Raw genomic sequence first — 12,491 nt, 5'->3', positions numbered from 1 at the left:
GCTTTTCTTTTGCTATAGCGTTTTATCAAACAATCAGTTTATAACCTTTTCCGTGTACGTTTATAATTTCAACGGTAGGTTCTTCTTTCAGGTGCTTGCGCAGTTTGGTAATGTAAACATCCATACTGCGTGCATTAAAATAGTTATCGTCGATCCAGATCGATTTTAATGCATAATTACGTTCCAGCACTTTGTTGGCATTCTGGCAAAGCAATTTCAGCAAATCCGATTCTTTTGTAGTCAGTTTTACGGTGTTTTCGCCTTCTGTAAGCGTTTGCTTCCGGGTATCGAAAGTAAATTTACCCAGCGTAAAAACCTGTTGTGCGCTGGTCTGTCCTTCCTGCGAAGTACGCCGCAAAATGGCCTCCAAACGCATAATCAGCTCTTCCATACTAAAAGGTTTGGTAATGTAATCGTCGGCTCCCAACTGAAAACCTTCCAGTACATCGTCTTTCATGTTTTTTGCTGTCAGGAAAATTATCGGGATGTCGGCATTTATAATACGTATATCTTTTGCCAGTGTAAATCCGTCTTTTTTTGGCATCATCACATCCAACACACAAATATCGAAATGCTCTTTCATAAATCCTTTGTAAGCTGCTTCTCCATCCGGATACAGCTCTGCATCATATCCTTTTGCAACCAAATATTCTTTTAATAATAAGCCTAAATTCTCATCGTCTTCTGCCAGTAGTAATTTTGTTTTTTGTTCCATGGTTAATTATTTATTTGTGGGAAATAAATTTTAAATTTCGTTCCTTTATTCAAAGCACTTTCAACTTTTATTGTACCGTTGTGAAGGTCGATAATCTTCTTCACATAACTTAATCCCAGACCGAATCCTTTTACGTCGTGAACATTACCTGTTGGCACCCTGTAAAAGCGATCAAAAATCTGCGCATGATGTTCCTTAGCAATTCCAATGCCATTATCCTGAACCGAAATAACAAACTGATCTTTTCGGTTTTCGGTTTTTACCCAAATCTCGGGTACCTCCCTGCTGTACTTCATTGCATTGTCAAGCAAGTTAAAAATAACATTTGTAATATGCACCTCGTCGCCTTTAATAAGTGCATTATCAGCTAAAATCTCGGTATGAAGTGTTCCGTTTTTATTGTTAACCCGCAACTCGAAGTTAGCGGTTACGGTTTTTATCATCTTATTCGCGTCGAACTCGCGGAACTTCAACTTTAAACGGCCTTCGTTAAAAACAGCCATCTGCAGTACTTTCTCCACCTGAAATCCCAAACGTTTACTTTCCTGGTTAATTACGTTTGCAACGTGTTCAATTATCGACGGTGTATTGGCTACACTACCGTCTTGCAACATTTGACTGGCCAGCGAGATAGTTGAAATTGGTGTTTTCAGCTCGTGTGTCATGTTATTAATAAAATCGTTCTTAATGTTCGACAGTTTCTTCTGCCGCATAATAACCATTAAAGCATAAGCAAAAATGGCGATCAGCAGCCCGGTTAAAATAATTGTAGGTATAATAGTAAGTCCGGTTTGTCTGAATAGATATCCTTTTTGGTCAGGAAAATATACATTCAAATAGTTGGGTTTGGCACCGCCATAGTCGTTTTGAAACAACAACTGGCTGAATTCCTTGGTACTTTTTCCAACATGGTAGCCTGGCTCTCCAACCAAAATATCCTCTCTCCCACGGGTTGCGTTTGTTACTGCATATTTGTAACCCAATTCAATCTCCGATTGATTCATTGCACGTGAGAGTAATTCGGCAAGCCGAGAAGTGTCAATTCTGTCTTCAATTGGTCGGTCCTCCAGGTACAAAATTTCAAAGTTCTTCCAGTCAACGTCCTTTAGCCATTGTTCTCGTCGGCGCTCAATTTCCTGCCGACTAATCAGAAGTTGTTCAATAGTTAAGACACCACTCCCTGAAGCAGAAGTATCCTGATATTGCATTCGATAACTTTCTTCCAACTGACCGTAATTATTTTGCTGCGAAATCGAAAATTGAAAACTAAGTACACTTCCACTGTTATTTCGAGGAAATACTCCACCAAACTCATTGGCATTCCCACTCCCAGGTATTATACCACTGCGTGCGTATTGTCGTGCAATGTATTCCTCATCAGCCTCTAGTTGCCTGGCTACCTGAGCCAATGCATTTATTACCTGCTTATTAAATTGTTCCTCCCTAATATCTGCTGCTGCTTTGATCATCGATCCCTGAACCAATATCAAACCCGACAGCACAACCGCCATCAACACAATTAATGTTATTAGCATTTTACGACTCATGCGACAAAGATAATTTTATTGAAATGCTGAGAATATGGCACTTAACATTATTTAACAGGATATTGTAATTTGTAAAATTAATTAACCAACCAGTCATAATTCCGGTTAATTATTGACGTTTATTAGCTGTTTCCGCTTAACACTTTTTCTATTACCGGTGGGTAATGCTTGTATTCCAGCGCGTGCACTTTTGCAGCTACCTCCTCGGGCGTATCTTCAGGCAACACTTCGCATTTTGCCTGAAAGATGATTTTTCCCTCATCGTAATTCTGGTTTACGTAATGAATAGTGATCCCTGAATGCGTTTCTTTGTTTTCAACCACCGCCTTGTGCACATTCATTCCGTACATTCCTTTTCCGCCATATTTGGGCAGCAAAGCCGGATGTATATTAATAATCGTGAAGTTTTCGACCAGGTTGTCGGGGATAAGCCACAAAAAACCTGCAAGCACGATAACATCCACTTTACGATTTCTTAATGTTTCAACAATTTCGTTGGTATTATAGAATTGGTTGCGATTAAACACAAAGGTTTCCACCCCATGTTTTTGTGCCCGCACCAATGCATAGGCTTCAGATTTGTTTGCCCACAAGGAATCGATCATAATTTTTTCATTTCCAAGAAAGTACTTAAAAATATTCTCGGCATTGGTTCCCGATCCCGAAGCAAAGACTGCAATCCTCTTTTGTTCCATTTTAACGTTTCTTTAGACTTTAGAACTTTTAAACAATTCGTTCAATTTTAGGCGGTTAATAGTTATATGAGCTGCAACGTTAACATCTTTTTTAATTTTTTTCTTGGAGATTTAAAGCGTAAATGTATTACTTTGCAGCGAATTATTTAAAACAAAATTTAGTATTAATTAAAATTAAGAATTATGTCTGACGTTGCAGCAAAAGTAAAAGCAATAATCGTTGATAAATTAGGTGTTGACGAGAGTGAAGTAACTACTGAAGCATCTTTCACTAACGATCTTGGTGCAGATTCACTTGACACAGTTGAATTGATCATGGAATTCGAGAAAGAATTTGATCTTGCTATTCCAGACGACGAGGCAGAAAAAATTTCTACAGTAGGTGAAGCAGTAGCTCACATCGAAGCTGCTCTCTAATTTTACCAAAAGAAGTTATATTCATAGAATTCATTTATGGAATTAAAACGGGTAGTAATAACCGGTGTTGGAACCGTTAATCCTTTAGGGAATTCCGTTGAAGAGTACTGGAAGAATCTGAAAGACGGAGTAAGCGGAGCTGGGCCTATAACCCACTTCGACGCTTCGTTGCATGCCACAAAATTTGCATGCGAAATTAAAGATTTTGATCCTCTTCAGTACATGGAGAAAAAGGAAATCCGCAAATACGACCTGTATACACAGTATGCATTTGCATCTTCAGAACAAGCTGTTGTTGACAGCGGCATTGATCTGGAAAAAGTTGACGGTGACCGAGTAGGCGTTATTTGGGGTGCAGGAATTGGAGGCTTACAAACTTTCCACGAGGAAGTTAGAGCTTACAAAGAGGAGCGTCCTCGTTTTTCTCCGTTTTTTATCCCTAAAATGATTGCAAACATTGCGGGTGGTTTGGTATCGATGAAATATGGTTTCAGAGGACCAAACTACACAACAGTGAGTGCATGTGCTTCAGCTTCTCATGCCATGATCGATGCGATGAATACCATTCGTATGGGAAAAGCCGACATGATATTGACAGGAGGATCAGAAGCCGGTGTTAATGAATGCGGTGTTGCCGGATTCAATTCGATGCGCGCACTTTCAACTCGCAATGATGATCCAAAAACGGCTTCGCGCCCATTCGACAAAGACCGTGATGGTTTTGTTATGGGAGAAGGTTCAGCAGCGTTCATATTCGAAGAATACGAACATGCCGTAGCTCGCGGAGCAAAAATTTATGCAGAAATTGCAGGTGGCGGAATGTCGGCCGATGCTTATCACATGACAGCTCCCGATCCGGAAGGAAGAGGTGCTCACTTAGTTATGAAATGGGCATTGGAAGATGCAGGGTTAAAACCTGAAGACGTTGATTACATTAACGTTCACGGAACTTCAACTCCGCTTGGCGACATTGCAGAACCAAAGGCTATTCTGAAAACTTTTGGCGAACATGCTTATAAATTAAGCATCAGTTCAACGAAATCAATGACCGGTCACCTTCTTGGTGCTGCCGGAGCTGTTGAAGGTCTTGCAAGTGTTCTCGCCATGCGCGAAGGCATTGTTCCACCTACAATCAACCACTCTACACCAGATCCTGAAATTGACGAAAAGTTGGATTTCACATTCAACAAAGCCAAAGAAAGGGAAATCAATGTAGCTATTAGCAATACATTTGGTTTTGGTGGACATAATGCAACAGTAGTTTTTAAAAAACTATAGTACACTGTGGTTAGAAAAATAGTACAACGAGTAAAACTCTTTTCGTCTGATCGAAAAGAGTTTTATTTGTTTTTAAAAGATCTTTTAGGATTTTACCCCCAGAATTTACGTTTGTACGATATTGCCTTTATCCATAAGTCGGCTTCAATTGTCGATTCGCAGGGCAATTTTGTAAACAACGAACGATTGGAATACCTCGGCGATGCCATTCTTGGTGCCATAATTGCCGATTTTTTGTACAACCGTTTCCCGCAGGAAGATGAAGGTTTTTTAACCAAAACCCGATCGAAACTGGTAAACCGTGCCATTCTCACGCAGTTAACGCACGAAATGGGATTGCATGTTTTTATTGATTCGAACACTACAAAAAACATCGATAAAAGTCACATTTACGGCGATGCGCTTGAAGCGCTGATTGGTGCCATTTATCTCGATAAAGACTACAAGGCGGCAAAGTTTTTTGTTACCAAAAAAATCCTTCCTCAATTTGTTGATCTGAACGAAATAGAACAGGAAGATTCGAATTTTAAAAGCCAGCTAATTGAGTGGAGCCAGAAAAATAAACGCGAAATAGAGTTTGAGACTACTGAAGAAACCGACGAAAAAATTAAGCAGCCACGGTTTAAAGCGGTAGTAAAGATCGATAATAAAAAAGCCGGGGAGGGTGTTGGAACTTCTAAAAAAGAAGCCCACCAAAAAGCAGCACACGAAACATTAAAAAAACTCCAACAGCTTCATTAATTTTGGTGTCCACACAGCTTATTCGTTACGTTTATTAAATTTGCCTCGCAATAACAATACATGGAAGGCATTTTAATTATAGGACTTGGATTTTTTGCCCAGGGATTATTCTTTATCCGCACCATTGCGCAATGGTTTAAATCGGAAAAAGAAGGTGAAGTAATATCGCCTGTTATTTACTGGCAAATTAGCCTGGTAGCGTCGATAATGATGCTAACCTACGGAATTCTGCGCCACGATTTTGCCATTGTAATGGGTCAGTCGCTGGTATACGGAATTTACATCCGGAACCTGCAGCTTAAAAATGTTTGGACCAAAATGTACTGGGCAATAAAAGTTCTTGCATTGGCTATTCCTGTTGCTTATTGGGTTTGGCTGCTTACATCGGGCAGTTTTGCCCACATCCTGCACAACGAAGACGTGTCGCTTTTCTGGATGATTTGGGGAACCGCCGCGCAGGTAGTATTTATCTCGCGCTTTTTTTACCAGTGGATTCATTCCGAGAGTAAAAAGGAATCGTACTTCCCGCTGGGATTTTGGATTATCAGCACTTGCGGCTCGTTAATGATTTTCACCTATTCAATCATCCGGCTTGATCCGGTTCTTTTTGCAGCCCACAGTTTAGGACTGTTTACCTACATGCGAAATATTGCTTTACATTATGGCAAAAGCAGTTTGTTCGAAAGGCTCAACAAAATTCCGGTGCTAAACAAGGTTATCGGTAAGGTTTCGGAAAAGATTAAGTAGCCTCATTTTCAATCACTTTTACCGCATATTTCAAAGACAAAATACTGATCCCACCTAAACTCCCCAAAGGGGAGGAATGCGACGGTCGTAAGAATCAAGGCCCTACTTCTATTCATTAACCAAAAGTCCTCTATGGGGATTTAGGGGTCGAAAAAAGCTGATAAAAAAAGCAGGTCTTCCGAAGAAAGCCTGCTCTAATTATTAAGCTGAATTACTTTGTTTAATTGTTTCCAGTCATTTTCAGTTTAATAAATTCTTTTAGCACATAGTAGATCGGTAAGGAAACCACCAGCACTATTAGCCCCCAAATGGTGCTGTAAAAGCTAACAATCGCTCCGCCCATCACCATCTCAGGCGAAATATCAGCAGCTGCCCTTATCGCTTCCAACGCCTGCACAATTCCAATAATTTGCGACAGTACACCCAATGCTGCGGCAAATAATCCGGCCATTCGAATCAAGCTCACCAGTTTCAAATCATAATGCTTTTGTACAGCCATCTGATAAATTTTAATTCCGGCTACTACCAGCATTAACAAGCCCATTACAGTTATTACTCCCATAAACGGGCCACCTGCTTTATGAAATTCTAAAAAGTTCATGATCATTAATTTTAAAGTTTACACCGGCAAGCTACTGCACTTTGTGTATTTAGTAAGAATTTAATCGTTTAACAACCACAAACCAACGCTCAGTAACAATTTCCGGTGAGGATAACTTACCGTTCGGGTTTTAAGTTATTCATCTCCATTTCTGTGAATTTAGACGATAATAATAGGTTAATCCAAAAATCCTCGATAATTTACGTATTAATTGTGTTATGACCGATAAGATCCATTATATAATAACCCGGGTAAAAAACTCGAAGTACATCCGACCTGCCTACCACGTAGCATTTTGGATACTGGTTGCCTGTTTCTACTTTTTCATGTTTAACTGGAACAGTGCTTTTCGCGAGGCAACCATTATTTTCTCGGCCGGGTTACTGCCGGTGGCTATTTTGCTTACCTACTTTTTTAACCACTTTTTAGTGCCGCGCTACCTCTGGAAAAAACGCTATGAACTGTTTCTCCTCTACAGTTTTTTCACCTTGCTTACGGGTGTCTGGCTTTCGTTACTAATCGTGTTTTATGCACTCATTTATATACTGAACAACAAAGCAATTATCGATCCGTCGGTGCTTCGGCCTGAGCTACAGGTTATTTCGCTGAATTTTATCGTGTTTTTTGCCATTGCGGTTAAACAGATAAAACGTGCCTTTTTTATTCAGCAGGAAAAGAATGAGCTGGAACGTAAAAAACTAAATACCGAATTGAAGTTGAAAGAAGCTGAACTGAAGTTGCTAAAAGCACAGATTCATCCGCATTTTCTGTTCAACACGCTGAATAACCTCTACGGGCTTACCATTGAAAAATCGGATGAAGCACCCGGGCTGGTGCTGCGCCTTTCCGATATTCTGGATTATATTCTTTACCGCTGCAACGAACAAAAGGTTTTGCTCTTCGACGAGATTTTGAACCTGAAGAACTATATCGAAATTGAAAAGTTACGCTACTCAGAGAAATTAAGCATAACAACTGATTTTCCCCAAGAAACCAATAACCTGCAAATTGCACCACTGCTTCTGTTACCGTTTGTTGAGAATGCGTTTAAACACGGCGTGAGCCACAATCCCGGAACGGCAAATATTAGCTGCAGTTTAAAAACACGACATACTTCTATGGTATTTAAAATCGAAAATTCAAAAAATCCGGCGAAATCACACATTAAAAATCTGTCGAAAGGAATTGGCCTGAGTAATGTAAAAAAACGACTGGAGTTACTTTACCCCCAAAAATACAAGCTGGAAATCGACGAAAAAGAAACGACTTTTTCAGTAACTTTAGCATTAGAATTAGCTGAATAATGTACCGCTGTATCATCATAGACGACGAACCCATTGCCATTCGGGTAATCCGGAACCACCTGTCGGCTTTTACCGATTTTGAGGTTGTTGCCGAGTGCAGCAACGCTTTGGAAGCAATGCCCGTTCTGCAAAAGGAAAACATCGACCTGCTGTTTTGCGATATTCAGATGCCTCAAATTACGGGAGTTGATTTTATCCGATCGTTAGTGCACCCGCCCAAAGTAATTTTTACAACAGCCTACCGCGATTATGCCATCGATGCATTTGAACTAAACGTGGTCGATTACTTGCTAAAACCCATTTCGTTCGAACGTTTTACCAAAGCCATAAACCATTTTCTGGTGTTGCAAACAAGTTCAAACGAGTCGGTATCGTTTGAGCAGGAAACCCGCGATTTTATTTTTCTGAAAGCCGATAAGAAACATCATAAAGTAAATCTTAGCGACATCCTGTATTTCGAAAGCCTTGGCGATTATGTAATTGCTTACACCAACGACCAAAAGATTGTAACCAAGGAGAGAATCAGTCATCTGCCTGATTTACTTCCGGCCAAACGCTTTATGCAAATTCATCGCGGCTATATCGTTTCTGTCGATAAAATTGAATCGATTGGTGCAGGTTTTGTCGAAATTAAGGGTAAAAAACTACCTGTTGGCCGCAATTACAAACCCGGTCTTCAGAAACTATTGTCGTAATAAACCTTTCCGTTTTTAATCTGTTTTACCTACTTTTAAACCACATACCATACCGGATGCAAAACAACAGGTACATATTTCGTGAAGGCTGGATATCAATTATTGTCAACACCCTGCTTTTCGGCTTAAAATACTGGGCTGGAATTGTAACAGGATCGGTGGCCTTAATTGCTGATGCCTGGCATACACTCACCGACTCCGTTTCATCGGTAATTGTTTTAATCGGCGGAAAGATTTCGAGCAAACCGGCCGACGACGATCATCCCTTCGGACATGGCCGTGCCGAACACATTGCTGCTATTATTATAGGTGTTTTGCTGGCAATTGTTGCTTTCGACTTTGTCCTGAAATCGGTAGATAAGTTTGGCACACGCGAACAAACCGTTTTCGGAACCGTTGCCTGGGTGGTTACCATTATTTCTATTATTTCCAAGGAGTTACTGGCCCAATATGCCTTTTTCGGATTTCGGAAAACCAACTCAACCATTTTAAAAGCTGATGCCTGGCATCACCGTACCGATGCGCTTTCATCGGTTATTATCTTGATTGGTATGCTTGTGGGTAAGTATTTCTGGTGGACAGATGCTGTTTTAGGTTTTATTGTTGCCATTATGATTGCTTATGCCAGTTTCGAAATCCTGTCGAAGGAAATCAAATCACTTCTGGGCGAAAGTCCTTCTGACGACTTATTGGAAAAAATTCATAAAACCGTTGCCCTTAATTGCACAATCCGGGTTAACCTGCATCATATACACCTGCACCACTACGGCAACCACACCGAAATGAGCTGCCATATAAAACTTCCTCCGGAAATGACACTCTACGAAACGCACGAAATCTGCACAAAGATTGAGAAAGCCATCAAAAAGGAATTTGGTTTTATCACCACTATCCATCCTGAACCACTGAACGATAATCTCAAAACATTTGAACGCTTTTAAAACAGAATTTCACCCAAAAATATATTGGGCAAAAACTATCTCTTTTAATCGTGCAAAAACATATCGAGTTAGCTTATATATTAAATTTTTTCCATATTTTTATCATCTATTTAAATTTTTTAATAACTAACTAAATGAGAAAGATATCAGTTTTGTCAATTTTTGTAATCCTCTTATCTATGTTTCAATCCTGCACAGAGAAAGTTGAAACCGATCTTACAAAAACGGCTTTTATACCAAAACCAACAAGTGTAACTGCCACGGGCGATGGCTTCAACCTTAACAAGGCCAGCGTAATTTATGTGCAGGCAGGTAGCGAAGGAGTGCTTCGTTCGGCTGAGTTACTGGCTGAAAAAATCAATCAGCTTACCGGGGAATTAATCACCGTGAAACCAACCACTACTCCCCCATCGAGAGAGATTTATATTTCGAATGTCGACAACGGACACTTAAGTGAACAAGGTTATGAGCTGAACATTAAAAAACATCTGATTTCAATTCAGGGAGCCGACGCTGCCGGATGTTTCTTTGGCATTCAAACCCTTCTACAAACATTACCTGTTGAGGCCGATAATACGCAGCCATTATACGTACCTACCGGAATTATTACCGACGCACCGGAATACACCTTCCGTGGAGCCATGCTCGATGTTTCGCGTCACTTTTTTAATGTTGAAGAAGTAAAACAATACATCGATTTTCTGGCCATGTACAAAATGAATGTACTTCACCTGCACTTAACGGATGACCAGGGCTGGAGAATTGAAATTAAGTCGTGGCCAAAACTTACCGAAATTGGTGGTCAAACCGAAGTTGGTGGCGGCGAAGGAGGATTTTATACACAGGAACAATACAAAGAATTGGTTCAGTACGCAGCTGATCGCCAGATTATGATCGTTCCTGAGATTGATATGCCGGGACACACCAACGCAGCACTTGCATCGTATGCCGAGCTGAATTGCGACGGCAAAGCCCGCGAGCTTTATACCGGCACCGAGGTTGGATTTAGTACGCTTTGTACCGACAAAGAAATTACTTACCAGTTTATCGACGATGTTATTCGCGAGTTGGCTGAAATAACTCCCGGCCCGTACATCCATATTGGCGGCGATGAATCGCACGTTACAGCCCACGACGACTATGTGTATTTTGTAAACCGAGTTCAGGACATCGTTAAAAAACACGGCAAAAAAATTATTGGCTGGGACGAAATTGCCAACGCCAAATTGATTGATGATGTTACCGTACAATTCTGGGCCGATGTTGAAAACACCACAATGGGCGTTGAAAAAGGTGCGCAGGTATTAATGTCGCCGGCAGCACGCGCTTACCTCGATATGCAGTACGATTCAACAACTCATCTGGGCTTGCACTGGGCGGGTTACATTGAAGTGGATCACGGTTACGACTGGAATCCGGCAACGCTGGTTGAAGGCATCACAAAAGAAAACATTCTGGGAATTGAAGCTCCGCTTTGGTCGGAAACTGTTACCAATATCGATGAAGTGGAATACATGGTTTTCCCTCGTCTGCCGGGATATGCCGAAATTGGCTGGACAGCATCAGGAGAAAGAAGCTGGGACGAGTATAAAACACGTTTGGCGAAACATGGCAAACGTTTCGAAGCGCTGGGAATTGATTATTACAAATCGGTGCTGGTTCCGTGGGAAGAATAGAAGAAACGGATTGGATTAAAATATTAAAGCGGGTTGCAGAAATGCAGCCCGTCTTTTTTATATCATTCAAATATTACTTTCGAAATTCGACCTTGACCTCCGGCGGCAAAACCGGCAAGTTTCCCGGGAATTGCTCTAAAAGTATAATAACCGTCATCGGCAAGAAAGTTCCAGTTTATACCACCATCCGTTGAGATATCGCAACCGGTTTTCCCGATAGCGAATACAAACGAATCGTTTTCCGTTTTCACCTCCTGCACACACGAGCGGTACTCTTTTGGCATTGTTACCGCAGGCTGCCACGTTACTCCACCATCAAAAGTATACGATGCAATATTGGTATTCAATTCCGGTTGGTCATAAATTCCACCAACGATTATTCCCTCTTTGTCATTCTTAAAGGCTACAGAAAATATTCCTGATGATGCCAGTCCGCGAACCATTGGCGTTTTACTCACCTTCCACGATTTTCCAAAATCATCCGAATAAAACACACGCGCGGCTTTTCCACCACTGGCAATCCAGGCCTTTCCTGTTGGCAAATATTCAATACAGGTATTTGACGCGGCAAAGTTGGCTTCTCCCGCAACCACTTCCGGAAGATTAGTAACCTGCTCCCAGGTATTTCCGGCATCTTCTGTTCGCAACACAAAAAACTTTCCGTCAACCGGATCACTAACCGCCAAACCATTTTGTGCATCGGCAAATTTTACCGAGTTAAAAAACAAACCACTTGTTGTGTCACTAAAAACCACATTCCAGGTAGCTCCGCCATCAATGGTTTTGTAGCCAAAATCAGGGCCGGCAACACCAAAAACGGTGGCCGTATTTTCGTCCCATGAATGAATGCCCCGGAAATCGTTTTGTTCAGCTCCCGGTACCGATACATCTTCCCAGCTGTTTCCGCTATCTGTCGACACCAACACAGTTCCTCCCGAGCCACTTGCCCAAACAGTGTTTTCATCAACTACATGCAAACCACGAAAACTAGCTTCAGTATTCGTATTAAGTTCTGAAAAAACTACACCGGCTGGTTTTTTAGGAGTTAGCGTACAAGAAAATAAAAGCAAAATAAAAACGGAAGTCAGAAGAAATTTCATGTAAGTATATTTTTTTATAAAACTAAAATAAAAA

Annotated in this window: 13 protein-coding genes; 8 read left to right on the top strand and 5 right to left on the bottom strand. The window is 40.9% G+C overall.

All coding sequences use genetic code 11. The features are described 5' to 3' along the window. Positions 1-25: 25 nt before the first annotated feature. The 3 genes from rprY to purN form a co-directional block, all read right to left on the bottom strand. The gene (gene rprY / locus LH29_RS04250; RefSeq protein ID WP_045026240.1) at positions 26-715 is read right to left on the bottom strand and encodes a response regulator transcription factor RprY; all 690 of its coding nucleotides are present in this window, start codon (positions 713-715) and stop codon (positions 26-28) included. Positions 716-717: 2 nt separating this feature from the next. Beyond that, positions 718-2,262: a sensor histidine kinase gene (locus LH29_RS04245; protein WP_045026239.1), complete on the bottom strand. Its 1,545-nt coding sequence runs from the start codon at positions 2,260-2,262 to the stop codon at positions 718-720. A 122-nt stretch (positions 2,263-2,384) separates the two neighbouring features. Beyond that, a complete protein-coding gene (gene purN, locus LH29_RS04240; RefSeq protein WP_045026238.1) occupies positions 2,385-2,957 on the bottom strand; it encodes a phosphoribosylglycinamide formyltransferase in 573 nt (190 codons plus the stop codon). 183 nt (positions 2,958-3,140) lie between these two features. On the opposite strand from purN, the gene LH29_RS04235 reads away from it, so the two are divergent. From LH29_RS04235 to LH29_RS04220, 4 genes are read left to right on the top strand one after another with little or no spacing between them, the layout of a single operon-like run. Continuing rightward, entirely contained in the window at positions 3,141-3,374 is a 234-nt protein-coding gene (locus LH29_RS04235; RefSeq protein ID WP_045026237.1) for an acyl carrier protein, read from the top strand. Between the two features lie 36 nt (positions 3,375-3,410). Next, complete coding sequence (gene fabF, locus LH29_RS04230; RefSeq protein ID WP_045026236.1) at positions 3,411-4,652, top strand: beta-ketoacyl-ACP synthase II; 1,242 nt, start codon at positions 3,411-3,413, stop codon at positions 4,650-4,652. Between the two features lie 6 nt (positions 4,653-4,658). Next, a complete protein-coding gene (gene rnc, locus LH29_RS04225) occupies positions 4,659-5,393 on the top strand; it encodes a ribonuclease III (protein WP_082063409.1) in 735 nt (244 codons plus the stop codon). 60 nt (positions 5,394-5,453) lie between these two features. Further along, the gene (locus tag LH29_RS04220; RefSeq protein WP_045026235.1) at positions 5,454-6,140 is read left to right on the top strand and encodes a lipid-A-disaccharide synthase N-terminal domain-containing protein; all 687 of its coding nucleotides are present in this window, start codon (positions 5,454-5,456) and stop codon (positions 6,138-6,140) included. 220 nt (positions 6,141-6,360) lie between these two features. Here the strand turns inward: LH29_RS04220 and LH29_RS04215 are convergent, their stop codons facing one another. After that, on the bottom strand, positions 6,361-6,741 hold the full coding sequence (locus LH29_RS04215; protein ID WP_198152342.1) for a MotA/TolQ/ExbB proton channel family protein: 381 nt from the start codon (positions 6,739-6,741) through the stop codon (positions 6,361-6,363). Positions 6,742-6,959: 218 nt separating this feature from the next. Here LH29_RS04215 and LH29_RS04210 point away from each other — a divergent pair, with 218 nt between their 5' ends. The 4 genes from LH29_RS04210 to LH29_RS04195 all read left to right on the top strand — a co-directional run bounded on the left by LH29_RS04210 (position 6,960) and on the right by LH29_RS04195 (position 11,357). After that, positions 6,960-8,045, top strand: a complete 1,086-nt coding sequence (locus LH29_RS04210) for a sensor histidine kinase (protein ID WP_045026233.1) — start codon at positions 6,960-6,962, stop codon at positions 8,043-8,045. After that, positions 8,045-8,740 (top strand): LytR/AlgR family response regulator transcription factor, encoded by a 696-nt coding sequence (locus tag LH29_RS04205; RefSeq protein ID WP_045026232.1) that lies wholly within the window; start codon positions 8,045-8,047, stop codon positions 8,738-8,740. The genes LH29_RS04210 and LH29_RS04205 overlap by 1 nt, the downstream gene beginning before the upstream one ends. A gap of 56 nt (positions 8,741-8,796) precedes the next feature. Further along, complete coding sequence (locus LH29_RS04200) at positions 8,797-9,681, top strand: cation diffusion facilitator family transporter (protein WP_045026231.1); 885 nt, start codon at positions 8,797-8,799, stop codon at positions 9,679-9,681. A gap of 134 nt (positions 9,682-9,815) precedes the next feature. Further along, positions 9,816-11,357: a beta-N-acetylhexosaminidase gene (locus tag LH29_RS04195; protein WP_045026230.1), complete on the top strand. Its 1,542-nt coding sequence runs from the start codon at positions 9,816-9,818 to the stop codon at positions 11,355-11,357. Positions 11,358-11,419: 62 nt separating this feature from the next. Here the strand turns inward: LH29_RS04195 and LH29_RS04190 are convergent, their stop codons facing one another. Continuing rightward, positions 11,420-12,457, bottom strand: coding sequence for a WD40/YVTN/BNR-like repeat-containing protein (locus LH29_RS04190; RefSeq protein WP_052670596.1), 1,038 nt, complete (start codon positions 12,455-12,457; stop codon positions 11,420-11,422). Positions 12,458-12,491 lie beyond the last annotated feature (34 nt).

Source organism: Draconibacterium sediminis, from assembly GCF_000949475.1.
GTDB classification, from domain to species: Bacteria; Bacteroidota; Bacteroidia; order Bacteroidales; family Prolixibacteraceae; genus Draconibacterium; species Draconibacterium sediminis.
Note: the sequence above shows the minus strand (reverse complement) of the source record. Positions and strands in the feature narration are given on the sequence as shown.